Here is a 26,254-nt window from a genome sequence, read left to right as displayed (position 1 = left end):
GATTCGGCGTTTTCACTTGGGTTGACCGTTCAATCACATCGTCGTGGCGGAGGGTGTCGTGGCGAACCAACCCGTGGACCAACCCCTGGACTACCTGGTGATCGGCGCCGGGCCGGCGGGCCTGCAGCTGGGCCACTTCCTGGCCGAGGCGCGCCGCGCGTACCTGATCCTGGAGGCGGGGCCCGCACCGGGCACCTTCTTCCGGACGTACCCGCGGCACCGGACGCTGATCTCCAACAACAAGAAGCACACCGGGACCGCCGACCCGGAGCTGAACCTGCGGATGGACTGGAACTCGCTGCTCTCGGACGACCCGGAGCTGCTGTTCACCCGCTACTCCGACCGGTACTTCCCCCCGGCCGACGAGATGGTCCGCTACCTGGCGGACTTCGCCGAGCGCCGGGGGCTGGACATCGCCTACGGCACCCGCGCGGTCGAGGTGGCGAAGGACCCCGAGGGCCGCTTCCAGGTCACCGACGACCGGGGCGGCGTCCACGTCGCGGAGCGGCTGGTCGTCGCGACCGGGTTCGGGCGGCCGAACGTCCCGCCGATCCCGGGCATCGAGACGGCCGAGCTGTACGGGGACCACTCCACCGACCCGCGCGACTACGTGGACAAGCGCGTCCTCGTCCTCGGCAAGGGCAACTCGGCGTTCGAGACGGCGGAGAACCTGATCGAGACGGCGGCGGTGATCCACGTCGCCGGGCCGCACTCGGTGAAGCTCGCGTGGCGGACGCACTTCGTCGGCCACCTGCGCGCCGTGAACAACAACTTCCTCGACACCTACCAGCTCAAGTCGCAGAACGCGATCCTGGACGGCGAGGTCAGGCGGATCGAGCGGCGGCCCGGCGGCGGCTACCTCGCCACGGTCGCGTTCGCCCGCGCGGACGAGGTCACCAAGGACATCCCCTACGACCACGTGATCGTCTGCACCGGCTTCGCGCTGGACGCCTCGATCTTCACGCCGCGCTGCCGTCCGGCGACGACCATCAACGGCCGGTTCCCCGCGCTCACCGCCGCCTACGAGTCGGTGGACGTCCCCGGCATGTACTTCGCCGGGACGCTCACCCAGTCGCGCGACTTCAAGCACGGCACCAGCGGGTTCATCCACGGGTTCCGGTACGGGACGCGGGCGCTGCACCGCGTCCTTGAGTCCCGCTACCACGGGGCCGCGTGGCCGGGCGCCGCGCTCTCCGCCGACCCGGCGGAGCTCGCGGCGGCGGTGCTCGCCCGCGTCAACCGCAGCTCCGGGCTGTGGCAGCAGTTCGGCGTGCTCGCGGACATGATCGTCCTGGACCACGCGGGCGGCGCCCGCTACCTGGAGGAGGTCCCCGCCGACCTGGACGAGCCGGTCGCGACGGCCGTGCCGGGGCGTCCGCGCGGGCACTTCACGATCACGCTCGACTACGGGCCCGACCACGACAAGGTCGACCCGTTCGACATCACGGTCACGCGGATCCGCCAGAGCGATCCCGCACGGGCGCACGAGGGGCACTACCTGCACCCGATCGTCCGGCACCACGTGGACGGCGCGGTCGTGGCCGTCCACCACGTGACGGAGAACCTGGAGAACGAGTGGACGTCGGAAGACGTCCACGTCGAGCCGCTGCGCGCGTTCTTCGCCCGCCAGGCCGCGGCGGCGGCGGTGTGACGTGCGGCCGCCGTCGTCGGTCCGGGAGTTCGAGGCCGCCGCCCGCGCGCGGCTCGACCCGGCGCACTACGACTACTTCGCGGGCGGCGCGGGCGACGAGGTGACGCTGCGCGCCAACGAGGCCGCGTTCGGACGGCTCGCGCTGCTCCCCCGCGTGCTCGGCGGCGCGGAGAAGCCGGAACTCGGCGTGACCCTGCTCGGCGACCGCGCCGCCGCGCCGGTGCTGGTCGCGCCGACCGCGTTCCACCGGCTCGCCCACCCCGAGGGCGAGAAGGCCACCGCGCGGGCGGCGGCCGCCGCCGAGACGATCATGATCGTGAGCATGGCGTCGACGGTCGCGGTCGGGGACGTCGCCGCCGCCGCGCCCGGCGCCCGGCTGTGGTTCCAGCTCTACGTCCAGCCGGACCTGGCGTTCACCGAGCTGCTCGTCCGGCGGGCCGAGGACGCGGGGTGCGGCGCGCTCGTCGTCACCGCCGACTCGCCCGTCCGGGGCCGCCGCGACCGGGACGGGCGGCACGGCTTCCACGACCTGCCCGCCGGGCTGTGCTGCGAGAACATGCGGGACGAGACCGGCCGCGTCCGCCCGATCGAGTTCTCCCCCGCCATCTCGTGGGAGCACGTCGACCGGCTCCGCGACATGACGTCGCTGCCGATCGTGCTCAAGGGCGTCCTGCACCCGGCGGACGCGCGGCGGGCGCTCGGCCACGGCGTCTCCGCGCTGATCGTCTCCAACCACGGCGGGCGGCAGCTCGACACCGTCCCGGCGGCGGTCGAGGCGCTGCCGGACGTCGTGGAGGCGGTGGCCGGGACCGTGCCGGTGCTGCTGGACGGCGGCGTCCGGCGCGGCACCGACGTGCTGAAGGCGATGGCGCTCGGGGCGTCCGCCGCCGGGGTCGGGCGGCCGGTGGTGTGGGGCCTCGCGGCGGACGGCGAGCGTGGCGTCCGGCGCGTCCTCGACCTGCTGCGGACCGAGGTGGAGGACGCGCTCACGCTGTGCGGGGCGCGGTCCGTCGACGACCTCGGGGCGGACCTGGTGCTGCGGCCATGCTGACCGTGCTCGTCGTGCTCGCGGTGCTCGCCGTCCTGGTGAGCCTGCCGTGGTGGCTGCCCGGCCGGGTCGTCGCGCTGCGCGGCCGGGTGTTCGCCCGGATCAACGGCGACGAGGGCGTCCCGGTGCCCGGCGACCTCGTCGGCGTCGGCCTGTTCCGGGACGTGTACTCGCACCCGGCGGCGGGCGGGCGGAGCCGGGGCGCCGTCCTGTCGGACCTGTTCTGGTACTGGCTGTCGCCGGGCGCGCACGTCCACCAGGAGCACCTGGAGGCGGGCGAGCGGTACGACGAGGTCGCGCGGGCGACGCGGCGGTTCCTCGCCGTCCCGCGCGGGGAGGCGGAAGAGCTGACCCGGCGGTGCGTCGCCCGCGTGCTCGACGAGGAGGTCGGGGCCGGGGGCGTCGGGGAACGGGCGCGGCTCGTCCGGCTGCGCGACCTGATGATGCCGGTCTGGGCCGAGTTCTACTACGAAATCGTGTTCGGCGAGCCGTGCCCGCGCCCCGCCCGCGACCTGATCGTCGGCAACGCCGACGACGTCGTCACCGCGTTGAAGTGCTGCGGGCTCCGCCACATGGCCCGGCGGGAGCGCCTCACCCGCTACCTGCGCGGGCGGCTGGACGACGTCCGGCACCCGCTCCCGGACGGCCTCTCCCCCGAGGAACAGGCGTACTACCTGCAAGGAACGTTCTTCAACACGGCCGTCGTGCAGATGTCGGAGGCGATGGCGCACCTGCTGATGGTGCTCGCGCGCCACCCGGACGCCGCCGCCACCGCCCTCACCGGCGACGACCGCGCCTTCGACCGCGTGCTGCAGGAGACGCTGCGGCTCTACCCGCTGTTCGGCGTCGCGCACCGCATCACCACCGGCGACATCGACCTCGGCGGCGGGACCACCCTCCCCGAGGGCTCGGTGCTCTGCTTCGGCTACCCCGAGTTCCACCGCGCCGGGTTCGCGGAGCCAGACCGGTTCTGCCCGGAGCGGTTCCGGGACGGCCCGGCCGCCCGCGAGGTCAACCACATCCCGTTCGGCATGCCCGCCAACCGGCCCTGCCCGGCCTGGCGGCTCGCTCCCCTCACCATGCGGGCCGCGGCCCGCGAGACCGTCCGCCGGTACGCGCTCGCGACGGCGGCGGCGCACACCCGCTCGCTGCCCAACCGGGGGCCGTGCCTGCTCGTCCCGCGAGCGGCACGGGCCCGGACGCGCCGCGCCGCGCTCCTGTTCATCCGGTCGCGCGACCGGGTGGAGGACGTGTGGCGCAGCCTCGTCCAGCTCGTCCTCGGCACCTACATGGTCTGGGACGCGCGCCGGCAGCGGCTCTGCGAACGCCATTTCGCCCAGGAGGCCGGCCATGCTCCCGATCGCAGCGGCTCCCGCTGACCCCAACCTCGCGCTCGTCCTCGACGTCCTGCCCGCGCTCGTCGTCATCCTGCTCGCCGCGTGGGCGTGCGGGCGGCTCGCCCTCACGGTCGGGCAGCCGCGCGTCCTCGGCGAGATGGTCGCGGGCGTCCTGCTCGGCCCGACGCTGTTCGGCCAGGTGTGGCCGGACGGCCAGGAGGCCGTGTTCCCGCCGCAGGTCAGGCCGATCCTGTACGTGCTGAGCACCATCGGGCTGACGCTCTACATGTTCCTCGTCGGCGCGGGCCTCGACCACGGCTCCCGGACGCCGGGCGAGGGCCGCCGCGCGTCCGTCCTCGCGCTGTCGGGGATCGTGCCGTCGCTCGCCCTCGGCTTCGCGGTCGGCGCGGCGCTGTACGGGCCGCTGTCGCGGCCGGACGTCAGCCGCTGGCACTTCGCCCTGTTCGTCGGCGGCGCGCTGTCGCTGACCGCGTTCCCGATGCTGGCCCGGATCCTGTACGAGCGGGGCCTGGAGAACTCCCCGCTCGGCCGGCTGTCGCTGCTCGCCGCGTCCATCGACGACGCGGCGGCGTGGTGCCTGCTCGCGGTCCTGTCGGCGTGGCACCTCGGCACGGGCCTGGACGGCGCGCTGCGCACCATCCTGCTCGCCGCCGTGTTCGGCGCCGTGATGCTGCTGCCGGTCGCGCGGCTGCTCCGCCCGCTCGGCCGGGACGTCGGCCGGACCGGCTCGCTCGGCCCGACGGCGCTGTACGTGGTCGTGCTCGTCCCGCTCACGGCGGGCTGGATCACCGACTGGATCGGCGTCTACTCGGTGTTCGGCGGGTTCGTCGCCGGGCTCGCCATGCCCCGCGACCCGGCGTTCCGCCGGGTGCTGCACGCCCGGATGATGGGCGTCGTCTCGACGCTGCTGCTGCCCGTGTTCTTCGCCTTCTCCGGCCTGAACACCGAGCTCGGCGGCATCACCGGCGGGACCATGCTGCTCGCGTTCCTCGCGATCATCGCCGCCGGGTTCTGCGGGAAGTACTTCGGCTGCGCGCTCGCGATGCGCGGGCTCGGCTTCGACCGGCGCGACTCCTACGCGGTCGGCGGGCTGATGAACGCGCGCGGGCTGATGATCCTGATCTTCATCAACATCGGGCTGGCGCAGGGGATGATCACGCGGGAGCTGTTCGCGATGCTGGTGCTGGTCGCGGTGATCACCACGGCGAGCGCCGTCCCGCTGTACCGGCTGGCGCTGCCCGAGCGGCTGGAGCGCACCCGCGTCCCGGTGGAGCCGGAGACCGTCGCGGAGGCGGCCTGACGGCGACCCGCGGGCGCGAAGTTGATCAAGAGAAGACGGGCCGCCGGGGGAATCGGTTCAAATTTTAAAGAAAGTTGTCCAGTATTGCCCGGACCTATGGCCCCCCGGCGGCGGCGGTGGGAGCGTTGTGGCGTGGCCGATTCAACGGAACCCGGCGGCCCGCCACGCCGGCTGTTGATCGTCGAGGACGACCATGAGCTCGCGCGGATGCTGGCCGCTCTGTTCGCCGAGCACGGATACGCCGTGGACCTCGCCGCCGAGGGCCAGCGCGGGCTGCACCTCGGGCTGAGCCGCGACTACGACGCGATGGTGATCGACCGGGGCCTGCCCGTCCTGGACGGCGTGGAGCTGGTCCGGCGGCTGCGCGGCCGGGCCGTCACCGCGCCCGCGCTGGTGCTGACCGCGTTCGGCTCGGTCGCCGACCGGGTCGCCGGGCTCGACGCGGGCGCCGAGGACTACCTGGTCAAGCCGTTCGAGATCGACGAGCTGCTCGCCCGGGTGCGGGCGCTGCACCGGCGGCACCTCGACCGGGCGCAGGTGCTGCCGCTCGGCGCCGGACGGCTCGACCCGCGGTCGCGGCTCGTCCGGCTGCCGACCGGGCAGCACGTGGCGCTGTCCGGGCAGGAGGCGCGGCTGCTGATGGCGCTCGCGACCCGGCCCGGGCAGGTGCACACCCGAGCGTCGCTGCGGCAGCGCGTGTTCGACGAGGCGCGGACGGAGTCGATCGTGGACACCTACGTCTACTACCTGCGGGCCAAGCTCGGCGCGGACGTCGTCCGGACCGTCCGCGGCGTCGGCTACCGGCTGGGCGAGCTTTGAACGGCCACCGCGGACGGCGGGCCCCGGACCGGCGCGTCCCGGACCGGCGCGTCCCGGATCCGGACCGGCCGCTCCTCGACCGGGCCCGCCGCCGCGCCGCCGCCGGGGCGGCGGGGAGCGCCGCGCTGCTGCTCGCCGCGCTCGGCCCGGCCGTCTACGCCGCCGCCGCGCCCGGCCTGGACGCCGCCGCCCGCCGCCGGTTGCGCCGCGCGCTCGCCGCCGCCGAGATCGCGGGCCTGCCCGCCGCGCTGCTGCTCGGCCGCGCCGTCGCGGACCGGACGCTCGCCCCGCTCGACGAGGCCCTCGCCCGGCGCCGCCGCTTCGCGGCCGATGTCGGCCACGAGCTGCGCGCCCCGCTGACCCGGCTGCACACCCGCGCGCAGCTCGCCGCCCACCGCCTGCACACCGACGCGGGCGCGGACATGACCGCCGGCCTCGCCGCCGAGCTGGACAGCCTGGTCGCCGGGACGCGGCAGCTCGGCGAGGTCGTCGAGGACCTGATGACGTCCGCGCGGATCGGGCGGCGGCCCGCCGCGCTCGGCCCGGTCGACCTCGGCGCGCTGGCCGCCGAACTGGCCGCCGCCGAGTCGCCCCGCGCCCGCGAGCGCGGTGTGACGATCGAGGTCGGCGCGCCCGACCGCGGGCGGTGCGACGGCGTCGTGCGGGGGTCGGAGCCCGCGCTGCGTCGGGTGCTGTCCGCGCTGGTCGACAACGCGCTCGGGCACACGAGTCCGGGCGGACACATCCGGCTGACGCTGTCCGGGACGCCGGGGACGGTGGAGCTGACCGTCCGCGACGACGGCGCGGGGTTCGACCCGCGCGACGCGTCCCGGCTGCTCGCGGGCGCGCCGCCGGTCCGCCCGGCCGCCGGAGCGCACGCCGTCGAGACACGGGGCCTCGGGCTCGGTCTGGCCCTCGCCCGCGAGGTGGTGGACGGCCACGGCGGCACGCTCACCGCGCACGGCCGTCCGGGCGCGGGGGCGGCGTTCACCGTCCGGCTCCCCGCCGCCGCCCAGCTCTGACCGGGCGGGGCTCAGACCTGATCGGGCGGGGCTGACGGGCTGGGCGGGGTGTACTTCAGGCCCAGCGTCTCGCCGGTCTCCCTGAGCATCAGCTCGAACATGGGCTCGGCGTCCTCCAGCGCGAAGTCGAGGTGCCCGAAGACGTCGAGGCTGACGCCGCCCTGCAGCCTGATCCAGCACCGCAGGAACTCCTGGATCACGCCGAGCGGGAGCTCCACCTCCACGACCTCGTCGCGGTAGCGGCGCAACTGCGGGAGCAGGGCGGGGTCGATGTCCTCGTCCGGCGGGACGGGGAACGGGCTCTTCCTCCACAGCTCCAGGAACAGGGTCATGAACGTCCAGCCGAACCGGCGGGCGCACTCGTCGGCGAAGTCGACCTCCTCGCTGTCCGCGCCGCGCACGGGCGCGCCGAACAGCAGCGCGTACTCGCGGGGATGCGCCAGCGCCCAGTACCTGAACTGGCGGGACACCGCGAGGAACTTGCCGCTCATGTCGCCCGCGGGCACCGCGTGCATGGCCGCGTGCAGCTCGTCGGTCAGCTCGTTGAACAGCTCCCCGACGAGGTGCCTGAGCAGCTCTCCGTGGCTGTCGAAGTAGCGGTAGAGCGCGGGGGCCGTCATGCCCATCTCGCGGGCGATGGCCCGCAGCGTCACCGCCTCGGACCCCTGCTCGACGAGGATCCACCGGGCGGTCTCGGAGATCTCCTTGACCGTAGCCGCGCGCAACCGGTCGCGTCGGGTTCCCACGTCGTCCTCCCTGGTCCGCGGCCCGCCGTCCGGCCGCCCTCCGATGATTCCCCAAGAACGCCCTTGACGAAAGCGAACGGCGTATGCAAAGTTAACGCTGTTCGCAGTTTACAGCGTTCACCAAACTTACACGGCGTCACTGAGCGGGAGCAGACGATGTTCGATCGATGGGGACGATGGGTCCACCGGCGCCGCCGCTGGGTCCTCGCGATCGCCGGGGCCGCCCTGGTCTTCGGCGGCGTCTGGGGCACGGCCGTGTTCGGCGCCCTCGGCGGCGGCGGGGGCTTCGACGAGGCGGGCAGCGAGAGCGCGAAGGCCGCGCAGGTCGTCGAGCGGGACCTCGGCCGGGACGCCGCCGACGTCGTGATCCTCTACCAGGGGCGCACGTCCGTCGACGACCCCGGTTACCGGACGGCCGTCGAGCAGGCGCTCGCCGGCCTCCCGAAGGACAAGATCGCCGGGACCGCCACCTTCTGGACGACGCACTCGCCGCAGCTCGTCAGCAAGGACCGCACCGCCACCTACGCCGTCCTCCAGCTCGCGGGCGCCGACGACGGCGCCCGCAGCGACAACTACAAGTTGATCAAAGACGACCTGACCAAGGTCGGCGGCGGGCTCACCGCCAAGGTCGGCGGCAACGTCGGCACCGGCAACGCGATCAACTCGCGGGTCTCGTCCGACATCGCGCGCGCCGAGGGCCTGGCGATGCCGGTACTGCTGATCCTGCTCGTGCTGATCTTCGGCGGGCTGGTGTCGGCGAGCCTGCCGCTGCTGATCGGCGGCTTCGCGATCCTCGGCTCGTTCACCGCCCTGCACGCGCTCACCTACGTCACCGACGTGTCGATCTTCGCGGTGAACATCACCACGTTCCTCGGGCTCGGCCTCGCCATCGACTACGGGCTGTTCATGGTGAGCCGCTTCCGTGAGGAGGTGCGCCGGGAGGGCGCGTCCGTCGAGGATGCCCTCGCCGCCACCATGGCCACCGCCGGGCGCACCGTCGCCGTCTCCGGCGTGACCGTCGCCGTGTCGCTGTCCGGACTGCTGCTGTTCAACCAGAACTTCCTCGTCTCGATGGGCTACGGCGGCATCGCGACCGTGCTCGTCTGCATGGCCGGCGCGCTGACCGTGCTGCCCGCGCTGCTCGCCGTCCTCGGCCCGAAGGTCGACGCGTTGTCGGTCCGGCGGCGCAAGAGGTCCGCGGCCCGCGAGCAGGGCCGGCTGTGGGGACGGCTCGCGCACAGCGTCATGCGGCGCCCGATCGGCTACGTCGTCGCGACCGTCGCGCTGCTCCTCGCGCTCGGCTCGCCGCTGCTGCACATCAACTGGGGCGGCGTGGACGCCAACGCGCTCCCGAAGGGCGCCGACGCGCGGGTCGTCTCCGAGACCCTGGAGTCGCAGTTCCCGCGCAACGGGACGAGCCCCATCGAGGCCATCGTGACGGGGACGGCCGACCAGGCCGCGGTCCAGGCGTACGGGGCCCGCCTGGCCGCGGTGCCCGGCATCACCTCCGCGACCGTGACCGGCTCCAAGGGCGACACCACGCGGATCGCGCTGCGCCACGACGCCGACCCGAACTCCGACAGGGCCCGCTCGCTCGTCAAGTCGGTGCGGGACGTCCCGCCGCCGCCCGGCGCGCAGTCCCACGTCGGCGGCGTCACCGCCGAGGTCGTCGACCAGCTCGGCGGGATCGGCTCGACGCTGCCGTGGCTCGCGCTGTTCGTCGGCGGCGCGACGTTCATCCTGCTGTTCCTCGCGTTCGGGTCGGTGGTGCTGCCGCTGAAGGCGATCGCGATGAACATGCTGTCGCTGTCGGCGACGTTCGGCGTGGTCGCGTGGATCTTCCTGGACGGCCACCTGTCCGGCCTGCTGGACTTCACCGCGACCGGCGCGATATCCCCCGCCATGCCGATCCTGATGCTGGCCATGCTGTTCGGGATCTCCATGGACTACGAGGTGTTCCTGCTGTCCCGGGTCCGCGAGCAGTACGACCTGACCGGCGACACCACGACCGCCGTCGCGGCGGGCGTGCAGCGCACCGGCTCCATCATCACGAGCGCGGCGCTGCTGTTCATCGTCGTCATCGGCGCGTTCTCCACCTCCGGCGTCTCGTTCATCAAGATGGTCGGGGTCGGGATGGCCGTCGCGATCCTGCTGGACGCCACCGTCGTCCGGGCGCTGCTCGTGCCCGCGACGATGCGGCTGCTCGGACGCGCGAACTGGTGGGCGCCCGGCCCGCTGGCCCGGCTCTACCGCCGGTACGGCATCCGCGAGGGCGACGCGCCCGCACCCGCGTCGCCGTCCGCTCCCCCGTCGGCTCCGCTGGAGCCCGTGAGCTGACCCTCCCCCTCCCCCTCCCCCTCCCCCGATGGCCGGTGTCTCGTCAGAGGCGCCGGCCGTCGGCGTTCACGCGCCCGCGCCGAACCCCGCGCCGCCCCCCTCGCCGCCCCCGCGCCGACCGTCCGCCGGGAGAACCCGACCGCTCGGCGCGCGGCTCGCGCCTCTCGTCGACCCCCGCGACGGCGCTCGGGATGACTCCCCCGGCTCCCCGGCATGATCGTGAGCCACCGGTCCCGGGCACCGGTGGGTCGATCACGCCCAGTCGCAAACCCCGTCGTATGGGAGAGGAACGTCATGCGCCCATCCGTGCGCGCCGCCGCCCCGCTGGCCGTCGCAGGCGCCGCCGTCATCGCGCTCGCCAACCCGGCCCTGGCCCACGGCTGCCCGGACAGGATCGTCGTCAAGGGCCCGTCCTACGTGTACGACCAGGCTTACAAGGACGTCAAGACCAGGATCACCGTCGTCCGGGCGGAGAACAAGACCGAGGTACGGCTGTACGCCTCGGGCTTCCCGAAGGACGCCGTCGGCAAGACGTTCGGCGTGCACGTCCACGTCAACAAGTGCGGGCCGGCCCCCGCCGACGCCGGGCCGCACTACCAGAACCCGGACGCCAAGCCCGACGAGCCGATGCACAGCAAGGAGATCTGGCTCGACGCCACCGTGAACGAGGACGGCGTCAGCAAGTCCGGGTCGATCGTGAACTGGCGGGTCGCGAAGGGCGCCGCGGGCGCCCTGGTCATCCACGCCAAGCCCACGAACCACGACACCGGTGACGCGGGAGCGCGGAACATCTGCACGACCGTCCCGTTCTAGCCCGTTCCCACCAGCGGGACGAGCCGGCGGCGGGCCGTCAGGCCGACTTGCGGCTCCGGCCCTTCGCCGGCTCCTTCTTGCGCGCGGCGGGCTTCTTCGCCGCGCCGTCCTTGCCGGACGCGGCCTTCCCGTCCTTCTCGCCGCGGCTCTTCTTCGCCGCCTCGACGCTCGCGCGCAGCGCGCTGAGCAGGTCGGCGGCGGGCGCCTCCGCGGCCTCCTCGGCGGGACGCGCGACCTCCCGCCCCTCGACCTTCGCGTCGATCACGGCCTGCAGCGCCTCGCGGTAGGCGTCCTTGTACTCGGTCGGGTCGAACTCGCCCTCCATCGACTCGATCAGCGAGGTCGCCATCGTCAGCTCCTGCTTGCGGACCTCGATGTCCTCGTCCAGGAAGGGGAAGTCGGCCTCGCGGACCTCGTCCGGCCAGAGCATCGTCTCCAGCACGAACACGCCGCCGCGCACCCGCAGCGTCGCGAGCGACTCCCGCTGCCGCAGCGCGATCTTGACGATGGCGACCTGGCCCGAGCTCTCCAGCGCGTCCCGCAGGAGCACGTACGGCTTGGCGCCCTGCGCGTCCGGCTCCAGGTAGTACGACTTCGCGAAGTAGATCGGGTCGACCTCCTCGCGCTCCACGAACTGCAGGACGTCGATCCGGCGGCTGGACGACAGCGGCAGCTCGGCGAAGTCCTCGTCGGTCAGCACGACCATCTCGCCGGACGGCAGCTCGTACCCCTTAGCGATTTCGGAGTAGGACACCTCCTCGCCGTCCGCTGTGCAGACCCGCTTGTACTTGATGCGCGCACCGTCCTCGCGGTGGACCTGGTGGAAGCTGACGTCCCTCTGCTCGGTCGCCGAGTACAGCTTCACGGGGATCGTGACCAGCCCGAAGGAGATGGAGCCCTTCCAGATACTGCGCATATCCCGTCCTTACCCAGCGGGTTCTTGCCCCTAGCGTCGCAATCCCGTTCGATTTGCGCCACAGCGCGCCCTTGATCCTTTTCCGTCGGGCGGGACAGGGTAAGACGCCGGTATGACGATGCCGTGGCCCGTTGAGCCGATGATGGCCGCGACCGGAGAGCTGCCCCCGGACGGAGACCGGTGGGGGCTCGAGTTGAAATGGGACGGCGTCCGCGTGCTCGCGCACGTGTCCGCGGACGGCGTCCGCGCCGGCGGGCGGCGCGGCGGCGACGTCACCGGCCGCTACCCGGAACTGTCCGCGCTGGCCGACCTCCTCCCCGACCACGACGTCCTCCTGGACGGCGAGGTCGTCGCCTTCGACCACGGACGGCCGAGCTTCGAGCGCCTCCAGCGCCGCATGCACGTGACGCACCCCGACCCCCGGCTGATCCGCGAGGTACCCGTCAGGTACGTGGTGTTCGACGTCCTGTTCCTCGACGGCCACCTCCTCTACGACATGCCCTACGCGGAGCGCCGCGCCCTCCTCGCCGACCTCGACCTGGCGGGCACCGGGCCGGTCGAGGTCCCCCCGTACCTGCACGGCGGCGACACCGACCAAGTGGACGAGTTACTCGCCTTCACCCGCGAACAACATTTGGAGGGGCTGCTCGCCAAGCGGCTCGACTCGCCTTACCGCCCCGGCCGCCGCGTCGACTTCTGGCGCAAGGTGAAGAACTTCCTGACGCGCGAGGTCATCGTCTGCGGCTGGAAGCCCGGCAAGGGCCGCCGCGAGGGCGGGGTCGGGTCGCTGCTGCTCGGCGAGTACGACGTCAAGGGGCTGCTCGGCTTCGTCGGGCACGTCGGCACCGGCTTCACCGACCGCGCCCTGGACGAGCTGTACGAGACGCTCTGGCCGCTGCGCCGCCCCACCAGCCCGTACGACGAGCCCGTCCCGCGCGAGTTCGCCCGCGACGCCCAGTGGGTCGAGCCCCGGCTCGTGGGCGAGGTCGCCTACAGCGCCCGGACGCGCGACGGGCGGCTGCGCTTCCCGTCCTGGCGCGGCCTGCGCGACGACAAGGACCCCCTGGAGGTCACCAGTGCAGAGTGACCGGCACGCCCCGCACGCCCCGCACGCCCCGCACGCCCTGGCACCGCCCGCACCGGAGCATCCGTGAGTCCTGAGCGAACCAGCGTCGAGGTGGACGGGCGGCGCCTGTCCCTGTCCAACCTCGACAAGGACATGTACCCCGAGTTCACCAAGGGCGAGGTCATCGACTACTACGCCCGCGTCGCCCCCGCGATGCTGCCCCACCTGAGGGACCGCGCCGCCACCCGCATCCGCTGGCCGGACGGCGTCGACGGCGGCAAGTTCTTCGAGAAGAACGCGCCGTCCCACACGCCCGACTGGGTGCGGACGGCGACGATCCCGACGCCCGGCAGCTCGACCGGCCGCGACACGCTCGACTTCGTCGTCGTGGACGACCTGGCCACCCTCGTCTGGTGCGCCAACCTCGCGGCGCTGGAGCTGCACGTCCCGCAGTGGAAGGTCGGGCCGCGCGGCAAGGTCCACACCCCCGACCTGATCGTCTTCGACCTGGACCCGGGCGACCCCGCCACGATCGTGGAGGCGTGCGAGGTGGCGCGGCTGCTCCGCGACCTGCTCGCCGAGGACGGCCTGGAGTCGTACCCGAAGACGAGCGGCAAGAAGGGCCTGCACCTGTACGTCCCGGTGAAGGAGCCGAAGGACGCGGAGCGGACGTCCGAATACGCCAAGGCGGCGGCGCGGCGCCTCGCCGAGGAGCATCCGAAGCTCGTCGTCGCGAAGATGGAGAAGCGGCTCCGCAAGGGCAGGATCTTCGTCGACTGGTCGCAGAACAACCCGGCCAAGACCACCGTCGCGCCCTACTCGCTGCGCGCCGCGCGCAGCCCGTCGGTGTCGACGCCGATCACCTGGGACGAGCTGGACTCCTGCGAGGACGCCGCCGACCTGGTGTTCTCCCCGGCCGACGTCCTCGCCCGCCTGGACGAGCACGGCGATCTCCTGGAACCGCTGCTGAACGACAGGCAACCGCTTCCCTGAGCGGCCGCCGTCCGCGATTCACGTGCCCTATGTGGTCGAACCGGCACTCTCCGGCGCCGGATTCCGCCACCATGGTCGCCGGGGATCCACCGGGCGGAAGGAAGGGCAAGTGGCGCGCAACCACCATTACGACGCCGTGGTGCTGGGCGGGGGGACGGCGGGCGAACTGGTGGCCGCCGGCCTCGCCCGCGCCGGACGGGACGTCGCGCTCGTCGAGAACCGCCTGGTCGGCGGCGAGTCGCCGTACTTCGCGTGCGTGCCGTCCAAGAGCCTGCTGCTGTCGGCGCGGCGCGGCGAGACCTGGGAGATGGCGCTCGCCCGGCGGGACGAGCTGACCGGCCGCCGGTCCGACGACCCCGCGGTCGCGCGGATGGCCGAGGCGGGCGTGACCGTCCTGCGGGGCAAAGGGCGCGTCGCCGCCCCCGGCCGGGTCGAGGTGGACGGTGTCGAGCACGGGTTCGCCGACCTCGTGGTCTGCACCGGCAGCGAGCCGGTCGTCCCGGCGGCGGACGGGCTCGCCGACGTCCCGCTGTGGACGAGCGACGAGGCGCTGTCCGTGCCCGACCTGCCGCGCCGCCTCGTGATCCTCGGCGGCGGCCCGGTCGGCTGCGAGCTGGCGCAGGTCTACGCGGCGTTCGGGTCGCAGGTCGCGGTGGTCGAGGCGTCCGGGCGGCTGCTCCCCGCGGAGGCGCCGTTCGCGGGCGAGGTGCTCGCCGACGAGCTCCGCCGGATGGGCGTCGACCTGCGGCTCGGCGCGGGGCTCGGCGACATCGAGCGCAAGGACACCGGGCTCCGCCTCTGGCTGTCGGACGGCGGCACGCTCGACGCCGACCGGGTCCTCGTCGCGGCCGGGCGCCGTCCGCGCGTCGAGGGCCTCGGGCTCGAACACCTCGGCGTCGCGGTCGCGCCGGGCCACGGCCTGCCGGTGGACGAGACGTGCCGGGTGCCGTCCGCGACCGGGAGCGTGTGGGCGGCGGGCGACGTCACCGGCGTCGCGCGCACCACGCACGCGGCCCGCTACCAGGCGCGGGTGGTCCTCTCCAACCTCCTCGGGCGCCGCCGCGAGGCCGACTACCGCGCGATCCCGCGCGTCGTCTACACGAACCCCACCGTCTACTCGGTGGGGATCTCGCCGAGGCGGGCGGCCGAACTCGGCATAGACCTCCGCACCGCCGGGTACGACCTGGCCGCGACCGCCCGGGCGGCGGTCGGGGCGGACGAGCGCGGCCGGGTCGAGCTGTACGCCGACCGCGCCCGTGGGCTGCTGGTCGGCGCCGCCGCGGCCGGGCTCGGCGCCGAGGAGTGGATGAGCGAGATCGCCCTCGCCATCCGCGCGGAGACGCCGCTGAGCCTGCTCGCCGACGTCGTCCACGCCTTTCCGACGTACGGCGAGTCGGTGGAGGCGCCGCTGCGCGAGCTGGCGGCGGCGTGCGCGGCGGCCCGCGACGAGAGCACGCGCGAGGAGGACCCGTGATGAGCGAGACCGACGACCTGGAACCGCCGTCCGACGCGGTGGAGGACACCGCCGAGGACGCCGCCGTGGCGGAGGCGAACGAGGCCGACGCCGCCGAGCAGCGCGCCGCGCTGGACGACGACGCCCCCCGCGAGTGGTCCGCGCAGTTGCCGGACGAGGCGAACGAGGCCGACGCGGCGGAGCAGCGGCGCGAGGTCCGGCTGGACGAGGACGAGTACCGCTGACCGCGCGCGGCGCGCCTTCCGGCGCGGCGGCGCATTGAAAAGAAGGTTTCCCGAAAACCGGGGCGGGGATGCCCGGAGGCCGTCCCCGGAAATACACTGACCTGCGCGAAGGAGCTCCGACGGCCGTTAGTCGTGACCGGCGGAGTTACTCCCGCGTACGATGAGGTGATTGTTCCCGCGCGGCGGACGACCCCGGATCCGCCGCGACGACCGCTGATCGGAGATGGTGGTGACAGCGACCCCGGACGCACGCCCCCGTGGCACCAGGCTGCCGCGGCTGGCGCGCCGCAGGCAACTGCTCGGCGCGGCCCAGGAGGTGTTCGTCGCGCAGGGGTACCACGCCGCTGCGATGGACGAGATCGCCGAGCGCGCAGGCGTCAGCAAGCCCGTGCTCTACCAGCACTTCCCGGGCAAGCTTGAGCTCTACCTCGCGCTGCTGGACGAGCACGCCGAGGCGTTGGTGAACACCGTCCGCGACGCGCTGGAGTCCACCTCGGACAACAAGCTCCGCGTCCAGGCGAGCATCGGGGCGTTCTACGACTTCGTCGCGGGCGACGGCGAGGCGTACCGGCTGGTGTTCGAGTCCGACCTGCGCAACGTGGCGCCCGTCCGGGCCCGCGTCGACCGCGCCAACCAGCAGTGCGCCGAGATGATCGCCCAGGTCATCGCCGAGGACACCGACGCCCCGAACGACGAGGCGTACCTGCTCGGCATGGGCCTCGTCGGGATGGCCGAGGTCAGCGCCCGCTACTGGCTGTCGCAGCAGCGCGCGATCCCGAAGGACACCGCCGAGAAGATCATCGCCCGGCTGGCCTGGCGCGGCATCTCCGGCTTCCCGCGCGCCGACGCGTCCTGACGGGTTTCACCCACAGCCGAACCCGGCGGCGGCGCATCCGGTGATCCACATGCGACCATCGGAGACGGGACCGCCGGAGGTCGGCGGGACGCGACGGACGACGGGAGCAACGCGTGCAGGTCCGCATCGGCGTGCAGAACGTTCCGAGGGAGCTCGAGGTCGACACCGGTCAGTCGGCCGACGAGGTGCAGGCCGCGCTGGCCGCCGCGCTCGCCGAGCCGAACGGGGTGCTCGTGCTCCGCGACCGCCGCGCCGGGCGGGTCGTCGTCCCCGCCGCGCGGCTCGCCTACCTGGAGATCTCCGAGGACGAGCAGCGCAGCGTCGGCTTCGGCGGCCAGTACACCTGAGCCGCGGGGGCGCGAGGCGCCGGTGGCGGGTGAGCCGCGCCCGGGACGCCTTCGCCCTGGTAGATAGCTTTTGACCTGGGCTTTGTTTGATTCTGGCTGAGTGGGCACATCGATCTCCGACCACGGGCCGCACCTCGCGGCCCTCGGAACACGAAGGATGATCGACATGCTCACGACGATTCTCTGGTTCATCGTCGTCGGTGCCGTCATCGGAGCTCTGGCACGGCTCCTCCTCCCCGGGCGCAACCCGATCGGCATCCCGCTCACGATCCTCGCCGGGATCGTCGGCGCGATAGTCGGCGGGGTCGTCGCGAACGCGCTCGGCGCGGGCGCGATCATCGCGTTCATATTCTCGGTGCTGGTCGCCGCGCTCGGTGTGGCGGTGCTCACGTCCGCGAACACGCGCGGCATCGGCGGCGGCAGGCGGCACGGCCTGCGCGCCCGCCGCCGCACGTTCTGACCGTCCGGAGAGGGCGCCGACGATGCGCTGCCCGAAGGCCCCCGCCCCCCACGGCGGGGGCCTTCCCCCATTCCCGGCGGAACCGGCGTGTCCGGATGTGGCCGTCGCGGGGACGGCGCGGCGGGCCCGCCGCGCCGATCTTCCCGCGGCGGATAGTCCCTGGCGGGCGGGGCATGGAATAGACGAAACCGTGGAAACGTTGGGTGCGGTGAACGGCTATTGGTGTATGGAATCAACGGTCGGTACACTGCGTCGCGGAGTGTGACCGCACGCAGCCACAGCGAGTGACTGCTTTCAACCCCTGACTGCGGTCGCCGAGAGATTTTGAGCAACGGCTGGTCCCTCCCGCGCGAGCGCGCGGCCACAGGAAACGAGCGGCGGGCATGTCCCTACGCCGACGCCCTCGGTCGTGCCGCGCCGCACCCGGGAGCGGAGACCCCGCATATTGGAGGCTGAAAGCCCTGACTACCTTTCGTGAACTCGGGGTCGTCCCCGAGATAGCAGATGCCCTTGAAGCGGAGGGCATCGTCGAAGCGTTCCCCATCCAGGAGCTCGCCCTGCCGATCGCCCTGGGCGGGCACGACATCATCGGCCAGGCCCGCACCGGCACCGGCAAGACCCTCGCCTTCGGCGCGGCGCTGCTGCAGCGCATCGAGCACGGCGGCCGCGAGCCGCGCGCGCTCGTCGTGGCGCCGACCCGCGAGCTGGCCCTCCAGGTCACCGACGACCTGCTCGTGGCGGGCGGCAAGCTCGGCACGCGCGTCCTGTCCGTCTACGGCGGCCGGGCCTACGAGCCGCAGATCGACGCGCTCCGCGAGGGCGTCGACGTGGTCGTCGGCACGCCGGGCCGGCTGCTCGACCTCGTCAAGCAGAAGCACCTCGACCTGTCGAAGGTCGGCGTCCTGGTGCTGGACGAGGCCGACCGCATGCTCGACCTCGGGTTCCTGCCCGACATCGAGCGGATCATCGAGCGCGTCCCGGCCAAGCGCCAGACGATGATGTTCTCGGCGACGATGCCGGGCGAGATCGTCGCGCTGTCGCGCCGGTACCTGACCAGGCCCACCAACGTGCGGGCCGAGTCGCACACCGAGTCGGAGGCGACGCCGCAGGTCGTCCAGCACGTCTTCCAGGCCCACCAGATGGACAAGCCGGAGATGGTCGCGCGGCTGCTGCAGGCCGAGGGCCGCGGGCTGACGATGATCTTCTGCCAGACCAAGCGGGCCTGCGACCGGGTGGCCGCCGACCTCGCCAAGCGGGGCTTCGACGCCGCCGCCGTGCACGGCGACCTCGGGCAGAGCCAGCGGGAGCGCGCGCTGCGCGCGTTCCGCAACGGCAAGATCGGGGTCCTCGTGGCCACCGACGTGGCGGCCCGCGGCCTCGACGTCGACGACGTCACCCACGTCGTCAACTACGAGTGCCCGGACAGCGCCGACACCTACGTGCACCGCATCGGCCGGACCGGCCGCGCGGGCAAGAAGGGCGTCGCCGTCACCTTCGTCGACTGGTCCGACCTCACCCGGTGGAAGCTGATCAACGGCACGCTCGACCTGCCGTTCGCCGCCCCGGAGGAGACCTACTCCACGTCCCCGCACTTCTTCGAGTCGCTCGGCATTCCCGCGGGGACGACGGGCACGCTGCCCACGGAGCTGCGCGGCGGGCGCGCCGGGCTGGACGCCGAGGAGCTGGAGGACATCGGCGAGACCGGCAAGGTCCGCACCCACGGGCGCGACCGGGAGCGGGAGCGCGAGCGGGAACGTCCGCGGCCCCGCCGCCGCAAGCGCAACCGGGCCCGGACCCGCGCCGGCAAGCCGGTCGAGGCCGCCGCGGCGGAGGCCGAGACCGCCGCGCACAAGGCCGGCGCCCCGGCGGACGACAACGTCGTCGACGCCGTGGCCACCGAGCGCAAGCGCAGCCGGAGCCGCCGCCGCACCCGCGCGGGCAAGCCGGCGGCGCAGGCGTCCGGGGCGGCCGAGGCCGAGTCCCAGACGGCCTGACCCGCACCCAAGGTCTGACAAGCACAAGGTCTGACCAGCACACGGTCTGACCGGCACACAGCAAGAGAGCGCCGAACCGCGAGACCGGAGCCCCGGTCTCGCGGTTCTTCCGTCTCTGCTCCCGGATGCCCGTGCCTGGCCGGGGGTCAGTTCGGCTGGTCGCGGAGCTCCAGCGCGGTGGCGGGACGGTCGGTGACGAGGACGGCGACCCGCGGGTCGCGCAGGAACCGGCGCATCACGGGCTCGGCGTTGACCGTCCAGACCATGGCGGGGATCCCGGCGCGGGCGCACTGGCGCAGCACGCCGACGCGGGCGAGCCGGTGGTTCACCGCGACCATGTCGGCGCCCGCCTTGCGGATCAGCCGCAGCGGCGCGAAGTCGTGCGCGACGCCGCGCTCCCACAGGTTGCGGCCCACCGACAGGGCCGTCCGCGCGCGCGGGAAGCTCTTCTTGATCTGGACGAGGGAGACCACCTCGCGGGTGGTGACGACGAAGTCGTCGGGCCCGAAGGCGTCCATCGCGAGCTCGACCGTTTCGTGCTCGCAGCCGCGTTCCTTGAGGTCGAGGTGGCCCTGCGCGCGGCCCGCGATGATCTGCATGGCGTCGCTGACCAGCGGGACGGGACGCGGCGACAGGTCCTGCACGCGCTCGTAGGTGAGCCGTTTCAGCGCCAGGCCGCCGACCTCGGCGTCGTGGTGGACGACGAGCCGCCCGTCCCCCGTCCGGCGGATGTCGATCTCGACGTACTCGGCCCCGGACTCGACGGCCTCGGTGAGCCCCGAGAGGCCCGCCTCGTCACGGCGGTGCGCGGAGATCGCAGGCTTCGGACGCACTCTGCGACGCTACCACCGACGCTTTCTCACCAACGGTGAGCATCCGGCATTGAGTATGGTGGTCCCCCGTGAGTACGCCCCGGTTCCTGACCTTGCCCCCCGGCGTGCGCCGGACGAACGTCGAGACCCCCCGCGGCTCGTTCGCCGCCCTGGAGGCCCTCCCCGGATCCGGCGTGCCCGAACGCCGCCCCGCGCTCCTCGTCCCCGGCCTGACGGGCAGCAAGGAGGACTTCCTCGCCGTCCTGCACAGCCTCGCGGCGTCCGGCCGGCGCGTCCTCTCGATCGACATGCGCGGGCAGTACGAGTCCGCCGGGCCGGACGACGAGGCCGCCTACGGCCGCGCCGCCCTCGGCGAGGACGTCACCGCCCTGCTCGAAGCGCTCGGCCCCGACCCGGCGCACCTCGTCGGGCACTCGTTCGGCGGCCTGGTGTGCCGGGAGGCGGTGCTCGCCGACCGGGTGCGCCCCGCGTCGTTCACGCTGATGAGCTCCGGGCCGTCCGCCGTCACCGGGAAGGCCGCGACCAGGGCGCAGTCCCTGCGCGACGCGATCCCCGAGCTCGGCATGCCGACGATCTGGGAGATCGCGCTGGAGCCCGACTACTCCTCGCGCGGCGTCCCCGAGGAGATCATCGCCTTCATCAAGGCGCGCACGCTCGGCAACTCCGAGACGGGCCTCGTCCGGATGTCCGACGAGATCCTCAGCGCGCCCGACCGGATCGACGAGCTGGTCAAGCACTGCGCCGACACCGGGCTGCGGGTGCTCGTCCTCTACGGGGAGAACGACGACGTCTGGCTGCCGCCCGCGCAGGCGGAGATGGCCGAGCGGCTCGGCTCGTCCAAGGTCGTGATCCCGAGCGCCGCGCACTCCCCCGCCTGGGACGCCCCGGAGACCACGGCCACCGCCCTCCGCGACTTCTGGGCGCAGGCGGAGCGCACCGGGCTCGGCTGAGCCCGGAGCGAGCCCGGGGTGGCGTCCAGGCCACCGAACGTCCACCAGACGGACATCCGAGATGTGCACGCTGGGCGACGAGAAGTGTGCGCACCGGAGCCGAGTTCGGCCTAGGCTGGGTGTATGCCGGTGGATTACCGAGCCCCCAACATCAACGCCCGGAGCCTGGGGCAGCACCTGCGGAAGATCCGGGAGATCCTCGAACTGTCCTATCCGGAGGCCGCGTCCCTGCTCGGCCGCGACGCCAACTGGCTCGCCCGCGTCGAGACGGGCTTCGGCGAGGCCACGCCCGAGCAGGTCGGCGAGATCCTGGACGCCTACGGCGCGCCGCCGCGGGTCCGGGACGTCCTCGTCGACCTCGCGTCCCGCCCGGCCGGCCCGCCGTGGCTCGCGCGGCACGTCGGACGGCTGAAGGCCCTCGTCCGCGACATCTACACCGTCGAGTCGGAGTCCCCGATCATCCACACGTTCGGCATCGCGCGGATGCCGGAGCTCGTCCGCTGCGAGGAGTACGCCCGGCTGCTCTTCCAGCACCACGTCCCCCGGCTGAACGTCGAGGAGGAGCTCGACCTCCTGCGCAACCGGCAGCAGCACGCCCCGTCCGGCAGGCCCCGCACCCTGGACGTCATCCTCGACGGCTACATGCTGGAGCACCACGGCGGCCCCGCCGACGTCATGCGCGCCCAGTTCACGTACCTGCTCGACCTCGCCGCCGACGAACGGTCGACCGTCCGGGTGATCCCGACGGCCAACGGCGTCCACGCGGGGCTCAACGGGCCCTTCGACGTCCTGGAGTTCCCGGGCGTCACCGACCGGATCTCGCTCGTCCACACCGCGCTCGGCATCGACGCCGCCCAGGCCGACCTCTGGGACACCTGGAAACTCCTCGAAGACGTCACCCTCTCCCCCGCCGACTCCCGCGCCCTCCTCGAAGACCACCGCGCCGCCCTCTAGCCGGTGGCGCCCCTTCTAGCCGGTGGCGTCCCTCCAGCCGGTAGTGCCCGCTGCACCTTGAAAGGGTGCGCCCGCTGGATCGTCCGCGACGCGGGCGGGCCCTAGCGTCGGGTGCAAGATCATCATCGGATGGTCCCGCGGCGCCGGACGAGCCCCTCGGCCGCGCCGCCCGGACGTACCGGAAGGACCCCTACCGTGCGCAAACTTCGCCTGGCGCTGATCGCGTCGGCCGTGGCGGCGCTCTGTCTCGGACCGGTCGCGCCGAGCGCGCTGGCCGACCCCGACCCGCCCGGACCGGGCGACGTCACCACCAACATCATCGGCGGCGAGGACGCCACCGAACCGTACTCGTTCATGGTGTCGCTGCAGGACGACCCGCGCGGGCACTTCTGCGGCGGCAGCCTGATCACCGACCGGTGGGTCGTCACCGCCGCCCACTGCGTGGAGACCCTGCGGCCCGGCGACCTCCGGCTCCGCATCGGGAGCCTGCGCAAGGACGAGGGCGGCAGCGTCCGGGGCGTCGACCGGATCGTCGTCCACCCGGACCGCACCGAGACGACGTTCGACGCGGCGCTGGTCCGGCTCGACCAGCCGGTCGCGAACGCGCCCGTCCCGCTGGACGCGCGGCAGCCCGCCGGCGCCCCGACCCGGCTGATCGGCTGGGGATGCGCCTCGCCCGGTCCGAACACCGGATGCGCCGACGCGCCCGACGTCCTGCAGCAGCTCGACTCCGCGATCCGCGAGCCGTCGGCCTGCGTGAACATCGTCGCGCCGATCGACGCGGCCTTCGAGGTCTGCACCGGCAACCCGGACACCAGGTCCGGCGCCTGCTTCGGCGACTCCGGCGGGCCGCTGCTGCGCGGCACCCCGGCCGGGTGGCGGCTCATCGGCGCGTTCAGCCGGGTCGAGGCGCTGCCGTACGACCCGGACAAGCCGTCCCCGCAGCTGCCCGACTGCAGCACGGGCAAGGGCATCTACACGGACGTGACCGTCCAGCGGGACTGGATCGAGAGCGTGGTCTCCGCCGCCTGACCCGAGCCGCCTGACCCGAGCCGTCCGCCCCGGTGCGACCGACAGCGCGCCGGGGCGCTCCTTTGCCCGGGTGACCGAGACTTGGCCGGGACGTGCCCCCGCCTCGCTTCCCGCTCACCTGGGGATATGTAACGCTTGACAGGAAGAGTGGGAAATCTGGCGATGCGGTGCGGGAGGAGGAACGATGCGGAAGGTCGCCGACTGCCGGGACATGCCGAGCGAGTCCGGCTGCACGCTCACGATCAGCGGCGAGGAGGACGAGGTGGTCCGCGCCGCCGCCGAGCACGCGGCCTCCGTCCACGGGCACGCCGACACGCCTGAGCTCCGCGAGGAGATCCGGGGCTGGCTCAAGGAGGAGCACCTGAGCGCCCACTGACGCCGCCCACTGACGCCGTCCGCCCGGGGGCCATGGCCGGACGTCCATGATCGGGTTACCGTGTCGGCATGGACGCGGACGCCATGGTCCAGGAGCAGATCGCGTACTACCGGGCCCGCGCGCCCGAGTACGACAGGGAGTACGAGGAGCGCGACGACATCGCGGAACTGCGGCCGGTGTTCGAGGAACTGCCGGTCGGCGGGGACGTGCTGGAACTGGCCTGCGGAACCGGCCAGTGGACGGGCTCCCTCGCCGCGCGGGCGAGGTCCGTGACCGCGCTCGACGCCGCGCCCGAGGCGCTCGCCATCGCGCGGGAGCGGGCGGCGTCGCCGAAAGTCGCGTTCGCGTGCGCCGACCTGTTCGAGTGGCGGCCGGAACGGCGTTACGACACGGTCTTCTTCGCGTTCTGGCTGTCGCACGTCCCGCCCGGACGGCTCGCGGGGTTCTGGCAGACCGTCGCGGACGCCCTGGCGCCTGGTGGCGCCGCCGTGTTCCTCGACAACGGGCCGGGCGAGGCCGTGTACGAGGAGGTCCTCGACGGGGAGCCCGTGCCCGCCGTCCGGCGGACACTGGACGACGGCAGCGTGCACCGCGTCGTGAAGGTCTTCCACGAGCCGGAGCGGCTCGTCCGCGACCTCGCGGGCTGGGGCTGGACGGCGCGCGTCCGGACGGTCGGGACGGCCTTCATCGCGGGAACCGCCGTCCGCTGAGCGGAGATGACCGAGCTGAGCGGGGACGACCGAACGGTGTCTCCGGTCGAACGGATCTCCGGTCGGGCGATGAGTTCCGGCCAGGCCGAAGGTCTGCACCTCCAAACGGCCGAAGCCTGGAGGAGACCCGATGACGTCCGTCCGTACCCTGCGCGTTCCCGACGCCCGCCTGCACTACGAGCTGCGCGGCAGCGGCCCGCTCGTCGCGCTCGTCGGCGCGCCCATGGACGCCGCGGCGTTCGAGCCGCTGGCCGACCTGCTCGCCGCCGACCGCACCGTCCTCACGACCGACCCGCGCGGCATCGGCCGCAGCCCCGTCGACGACCCGGAGCAGGACTCGACGCCGCCGCTGCGCGCGGACGACCTGGCCCGGCTGATCGCGGAGGTGGGCGCGGGCCCGGCGACCGTCTTCGGGACGAGCGGCGGCGCCTGCACCGTCCTGGCGCTGGCGCAGTCGCACCCCGAGCGGGTCAGCACGGTGATCGCGCACGAGCCGCCGCTCGACCAGATCCTGCCGGACGCCGAGGCGCTGCTGAAGGCCACGGACGACCTGGTCGCCACCTACCTCGACGGCGACGTCATCGGGGCGTGGCGGAAGTTCATGGCGACGTCCGGAATCGACCTGCCCGACCCGGTGCTGGAGCAGATGTTCGGCGGGGAGCGCGACCCCCGGCAGGTGGCGGACGAGCGGCGCTGGTTCGCGCACGAGATGCTCGAGACCGTCCGCTGGACGCCCGACCTCGACGCGCTGCGCGCCGTCCGGGAGCGGCTGGTCATCGGGATCGGCGAGGCGTCGGCGGGGCAGCTCTGCGACCGGGCGTCGCGGGCGCTCGCCGCCCACCTCGGGATCGAGCCGACGCTGTTCCCGGGCGACCACGTCGGCTTCACCGACGACCCCGGCCGGTTCGCCGACCACCTGCGGGCGCTGCTCGACCGGACGTCCGTCTAGCCGGCCCGCGTCCGCCGGGGAGGGTGACGGGCCTCACCGGACCCCCATGTCGCGGTCGCGGGCAAGTAATGACACACTTACTTGAGTCTGTCTCATGGAGGTGTGCCGCAGGATGCCCGCGACCGTCCAGCCCCCCGAGAGCGTCACGTGGCGCGTCCACCTCGACCGGACCATGTGGATCGGCGGTGTGCGCGGTCTCATGCTCCAGGCGCTGCACCCCATGGCGATGTGGGGCGTCTGGCAGAACTCGAACTTCCAGGAGGACCCGTTCGGGCGGCTCCAGCGCACCGCCGACTTCGTCGGCGTCTCCACGTTCGGGACGCACGAGGAGATCGACGAGCTGGCCTACCGCGTCCGGCAGATCCACCGGAGCCTGCGCATCCTCAACCACGACACGGGCAGGAGGGAGCGGCTCGACCAGCCCGAGTTCCTCCGCTGGGTGCACTGCGCCGAGGTGTCCTCGTACCTGGACGTGGCGCGGCGGGCCGGGCTGCCGCTGACCCCCGCCATGGCCGACCGCTACCTGGACGAGCAGCGCCACACCGCGACCTACGTCGGGCTGCACGCGGAGGACGTCCCCGGCAGCGTCGCCGAGATGGAGGCGTACCTCGCCGAGACGCGGCCGAGGCTGCGGGTCACCGAGGAGGCGGCGGCCACGGTGCGGTTCCTGATGTGGCCGACGATGCCGGAGAACCTCAGATTCCTCGCGCCGGGGAAGCCCGGGTACTTCCCGTTCGGCGCGCTCTGCTACTACTCGCTGCCGGACTGGGCCCGCGAGATGTACGGGGCGCTGCCCGAGCTTCCCCGTCCGGTGGTGACGGCGGCGCTGCGGTCGTTCCGGCTGACGATGAACTCGCTGCCGGAGCGGGTGCACGACTACGCCTTCGCCAAGAACACGAGGGACATGCTGGAACGTGCCAGGCAGCGGCTCGGCGCCGAGGGCTACGACGTCGGCAAGGGCCTCTACGGCCTCCGCGACCCGCGCCGCTGGCCGGACCGCAGGGCCCTCACGCCGGCCTAGACGGG

At 73.3% G+C, this 26,254-nt stretch carries 26 protein-coding genes; 23 read left to right on the top strand and 3 right to left on the bottom strand.

The features are described from left to right. The first annotated feature begins 58 nt into the window (after nucleotides 1-58). The 6 genes from FXF65_RS19285 (at nucleotide 59) to FXF65_RS19260 (ending at nucleotide 7,198) form a co-directional block, all read left to right on the top strand. Entirely contained in the window at nucleotides 59-1,651 is a 1,593-nt protein-coding gene (locus FXF65_RS19285; RefSeq protein WP_222868639.1) for an NAD(P)-binding domain-containing protein, read from the top strand. A 1-nt stretch (nucleotide 1,652) separates the two neighbouring features. Continuing rightward, nucleotides 1,653-2,702, top strand: coding sequence for an alpha-hydroxy acid oxidase (locus FXF65_RS19280; protein WP_148351350.1), 1,050 nt, complete (start codon nucleotides 1,653-1,655; stop codon nucleotides 2,700-2,702). Then, on the top strand, nucleotides 2,696-4,078 hold the full coding sequence (locus FXF65_RS19275; protein ID WP_148351349.1) for a cytochrome P450: 1,383 nt from the start codon (nucleotides 2,696-2,698) through the stop codon (nucleotides 4,076-4,078). Before FXF65_RS19280 ends, FXF65_RS19275 begins: the two co-directional genes overlap by 7 nt. Continuing rightward, complete coding sequence (locus FXF65_RS19270) at nucleotides 4,050-5,357, top strand: cation:proton antiporter (protein WP_148351348.1); 1,308 nt, start codon at nucleotides 4,050-4,052, stop codon at nucleotides 5,355-5,357. The genes FXF65_RS19275 and FXF65_RS19270 overlap by 29 nt, the downstream gene beginning before the upstream one ends. A 132-nt stretch (nucleotides 5,358-5,489) precedes the next feature. After that, the gene (locus tag FXF65_RS19265) at nucleotides 5,490-6,176 is read left to right on the top strand and encodes a response regulator transcription factor (protein ID WP_246178703.1); all 687 of its coding nucleotides are present in this window, start codon (nucleotides 5,490-5,492) and stop codon (nucleotides 6,174-6,176) included. Next, nucleotides 6,173-7,198: a sensor histidine kinase gene (locus tag FXF65_RS19260; protein ID WP_148351347.1), complete on the top strand. Its 1,026-nt coding sequence runs from the start codon at nucleotides 6,173-6,175 to the stop codon at nucleotides 7,196-7,198. The genes FXF65_RS19265 and FXF65_RS19260 overlap by 4 nt, the downstream gene beginning before the upstream one ends. Nucleotides 7,199-7,209: 11 nt before the next feature. On the opposite strand, the gene FXF65_RS19255 is transcribed toward FXF65_RS19260, so the two are convergent. Continuing rightward, on the bottom strand, nucleotides 7,210-7,944 hold the full coding sequence (locus FXF65_RS19255; protein ID WP_148351346.1) for a TetR/AcrR family transcriptional regulator: 735 nt from the start codon (nucleotides 7,942-7,944) through the stop codon (nucleotides 7,210-7,212). A 156-nt stretch (nucleotides 7,945-8,100) separates the two neighbouring features. Between FXF65_RS19255 and FXF65_RS19250 the strand changes: the two genes are divergently transcribed. Both FXF65_RS19250 and FXF65_RS19245 read left to right on the top strand, forming a co-directional pair. After that, entirely contained in the window at nucleotides 8,101-10,281 is a 2,181-nt protein-coding gene (locus tag FXF65_RS19250) for an MMPL family transporter (RefSeq protein ID WP_148351345.1), read from the top strand. Nucleotides 10,282-10,575: 294 nt separating this feature from the next. Beyond that, nucleotides 10,576-11,094, top strand: a complete 519-nt coding sequence (locus FXF65_RS19245) for a superoxide dismutase family protein (RefSeq protein ID WP_187412389.1) — start codon at nucleotides 10,576-10,578, stop codon at nucleotides 11,092-11,094. A 37-nt stretch (nucleotides 11,095-11,131) separates the two neighbouring features. Here FXF65_RS19245 and ku read toward each other — a convergent pair whose 3' ends face one another. Next, the gene (ku, locus tag FXF65_RS19240; protein WP_148351343.1) at nucleotides 11,132-12,010 is read right to left on the bottom strand and encodes a non-homologous end joining protein Ku; all 879 of its coding nucleotides are present in this window, start codon (nucleotides 12,008-12,010) and stop codon (nucleotides 11,132-11,134) included. Between the two features lie 112 nt (nucleotides 12,011-12,122). Here ku and ligD (FXF65_RS19235) point away from each other — a divergent pair, with 112 nt between their 5' ends. The 8 genes from ligD (FXF65_RS19235) (at nucleotide 12,123) to FXF65_RS19200 (ending at nucleotide 19,424) form a co-directional block, all read left to right on the top strand. Then, nucleotides 12,123-13,097 carry a non-homologous end-joining DNA ligase gene (gene ligD, locus FXF65_RS19235; RefSeq protein WP_148351342.1) on the top strand — a complete coding sequence of 325 codons (975 nt, stop codon included), beginning with the start codon at nucleotides 12,123-12,125 and terminating at the stop codon, nucleotides 13,095-13,097. A 63-nt stretch (nucleotides 13,098-13,160) separates the two neighbouring features. Then, entirely contained in the window at nucleotides 13,161-14,069 is a 909-nt protein-coding gene (gene ligD, locus FXF65_RS19230) for a non-homologous end-joining DNA ligase (protein ID WP_148351341.1), read from the top strand. Nucleotides 14,070-14,178: 109 nt separating this feature from the next. Next, on the top strand, nucleotides 14,179-15,543 hold the full coding sequence (locus FXF65_RS19225; RefSeq protein WP_246198935.1) for a dihydrolipoyl dehydrogenase family protein: 1,365 nt from the start codon (nucleotides 14,179-14,181) through the stop codon (nucleotides 15,541-15,543). Beyond that, nucleotides 15,543-15,767, top strand: a complete 225-nt coding sequence (locus tag FXF65_RS19220; protein ID WP_148351340.1) for a hypothetical protein — start codon at nucleotides 15,543-15,545, stop codon at nucleotides 15,765-15,767. Before FXF65_RS19225 ends, FXF65_RS19220 begins: the two co-directional genes overlap by 1 nt. A gap of 229 nt (nucleotides 15,768-15,996) precedes the next feature. Beyond that, nucleotides 15,997-16,623 (top strand): TetR/AcrR family transcriptional regulator, encoded by a 627-nt coding sequence (locus tag FXF65_RS19215; RefSeq protein WP_148351339.1) that lies wholly within the window; start codon nucleotides 15,997-15,999, stop codon nucleotides 16,621-16,623. A gap of 113 nt (nucleotides 16,624-16,736) precedes the next feature. Next, complete coding sequence (locus tag FXF65_RS19210; RefSeq protein WP_148351338.1) at nucleotides 16,737-16,970, top strand: DUF3107 domain-containing protein; 234 nt, start codon at nucleotides 16,737-16,739, stop codon at nucleotides 16,968-16,970. 166 nt (nucleotides 16,971-17,136) lie between these two features. Then, the gene (locus FXF65_RS19205) at nucleotides 17,137-17,430 is read left to right on the top strand and encodes a GlsB/YeaQ/YmgE family stress response membrane protein (RefSeq protein ID WP_187412388.1); all 294 of its coding nucleotides are present in this window, start codon (nucleotides 17,137-17,139) and stop codon (nucleotides 17,428-17,430) included. A gap of 383 nt (nucleotides 17,431-17,813) precedes the next feature. Next, nucleotides 17,814-19,424, top strand: coding sequence for a DEAD/DEAH box helicase (locus FXF65_RS19200; protein ID WP_148351337.1), 1,611 nt, complete (start codon nucleotides 17,814-17,816; stop codon nucleotides 19,422-19,424). Nucleotides 19,425-19,570: 146 nt separating this feature from the next. Here the strand turns inward: FXF65_RS19200 and FXF65_RS19195 are convergent, their stop codons facing one another. Then, on the bottom strand, nucleotides 19,571-20,257 hold the full coding sequence (locus tag FXF65_RS19195) for a glycerophosphodiester phosphodiesterase (RefSeq protein ID WP_148351336.1): 687 nt from the start codon (nucleotides 20,255-20,257) through the stop codon (nucleotides 19,571-19,573). A gap of 68 nt (nucleotides 20,258-20,325) precedes the next feature. Here FXF65_RS19195 and FXF65_RS19190 point away from each other — a divergent pair, with 68 nt between their 5' ends. From FXF65_RS19190 to FXF65_RS19160, 7 genes are all read left to right on the top strand, one after another. Beyond that, complete coding sequence (locus FXF65_RS19190) at nucleotides 20,326-21,207, top strand: alpha/beta fold hydrolase (protein ID WP_148351335.1); 882 nt, start codon at nucleotides 20,326-20,328, stop codon at nucleotides 21,205-21,207. A 123-nt stretch (nucleotides 21,208-21,330) separates the two neighbouring features. Next, on the top strand, nucleotides 21,331-22,161 hold the full coding sequence (locus FXF65_RS19185; RefSeq protein WP_148351334.1) for a helix-turn-helix domain-containing protein: 831 nt from the start codon (nucleotides 21,331-21,333) through the stop codon (nucleotides 22,159-22,161). A 195-nt stretch (nucleotides 22,162-22,356) separates the two neighbouring features. Next, nucleotides 22,357-23,193, top strand: a complete 837-nt coding sequence (locus FXF65_RS19180) for a S1 family peptidase (protein ID WP_187412387.1) — start codon at nucleotides 22,357-22,359, stop codon at nucleotides 23,191-23,193. Nucleotides 23,194-23,377: 184 nt separating this feature from the next. Further along, a complete protein-coding gene (locus tag FXF65_RS19175; protein WP_148351332.1) occupies nucleotides 23,378-23,569 on the top strand; it encodes a DUF1059 domain-containing protein in 192 nt (63 codons plus the stop codon). Nucleotides 23,570-23,637: 68 nt separating this feature from the next. After that, nucleotides 23,638-24,279, top strand: coding sequence for a class I SAM-dependent methyltransferase (locus FXF65_RS19170; protein WP_148351331.1), 642 nt, complete (start codon nucleotides 23,638-23,640; stop codon nucleotides 24,277-24,279). Nucleotides 24,280-24,409: 130 nt separating this feature from the next. Then, on the top strand, nucleotides 24,410-25,228 hold the full coding sequence (locus FXF65_RS19165; protein WP_148351330.1) for an alpha/beta fold hydrolase: 819 nt from the start codon (nucleotides 24,410-24,412) through the stop codon (nucleotides 25,226-25,228). Between the two features lie 112 nt (nucleotides 25,229-25,340). Then, entirely contained in the window at nucleotides 25,341-26,249 is a 909-nt protein-coding gene (locus tag FXF65_RS19160) for an oxygenase MpaB family protein (RefSeq protein WP_148351329.1), read from the top strand. Nucleotides 26,250-26,254 lie beyond the last annotated feature (5 nt).

Origin of the sequence: Actinomadura syzygii (assembly GCF_008085905.1) — a bacterium.
Lineage (GTDB): Bacteria > Actinomycetota > Actinomycetes > Streptosporangiales > Streptosporangiaceae > Spirillospora > Spirillospora syzygii.
Note: the sequence above shows the minus strand (reverse complement) of the source record. Positions and strands in the feature narration are given on the sequence as shown.

Coding starts and splice junctions, on each gene's coding strand:
- FXF65_RS19275 (WP_148351349.1), top strand. CDS start 2,696: ATGCTGACCGTGCTCGTCGTGCTCGCGGTGCTCGCCGTCCTGGTGAGC.
- FXF65_RS19270 (WP_148351348.1), top strand. CDS start 4,050: ATGCTCCCGATCGCAGCGGCTCCCGCTGACCCCAACCTCGCGCTCGTC.
- FXF65_RS19250 (WP_148351345.1), top strand. CDS start 8,101: ATGTTCGATCGATGGGGACGATGGGTCCACCGGCGCCGCCGCTGGGTC.
- FXF65_RS19245 (WP_187412389.1), top strand. CDS start 10,576: ATGCGCCCATCCGTGCGCGCCGCCGCCCCGCTGGCCGTCGCAGGCGCC.
- ku (WP_148351343.1), bottom strand. CDS start 12,010: ATGCGCAGTATCTGGAAGGGCTCCATCTCCTTCGGGCTGGTCACGATC.
- ligD (WP_148351342.1), top strand. CDS start 12,123: ATGACGATGCCGTGGCCCGTTGAGCCGATGATGGCCGCGACCGGAGAG.
- FXF65_RS19220 (WP_148351340.1), top strand. CDS start 15,543: ATGAGCGAGACCGACGACCTGGAACCGCCGTCCGACGCGGTGGAGGAC.
- FXF65_RS19205 (WP_187412388.1), top strand. CDS start 17,137: ATGCTCACGACGATTCTCTGGTTCATCGTCGTCGGTGCCGTCATCGGA.
- FXF65_RS19200 (WP_148351337.1), top strand. CDS start 17,814: ATGTCCCTACGCCGACGCCCTCGGTCGTGCCGCGCCGCACCCGGGAGC.
- FXF65_RS19185 (WP_148351334.1), top strand. CDS start 21,331: ATGCCGGTGGATTACCGAGCCCCCAACATCAACGCCCGGAGCCTGGGG.
- FXF65_RS19175 (WP_148351332.1), top strand. CDS start 23,378: ATGCGGAAGGTCGCCGACTGCCGGGACATGCCGAGCGAGTCCGGCTGC.
- FXF65_RS19170 (WP_148351331.1), top strand. CDS start 23,638: ATGGACGCGGACGCCATGGTCCAGGAGCAGATCGCGTACTACCGGGCC.
- FXF65_RS19165 (WP_148351330.1), top strand. CDS start 24,410: ATGACGTCCGTCCGTACCCTGCGCGTTCCCGACGCCCGCCTGCACTAC.
- FXF65_RS19160 (WP_148351329.1), top strand. CDS start 25,341: ATGCCCGCGACCGTCCAGCCCCCCGAGAGCGTCACGTGGCGCGTCCAC.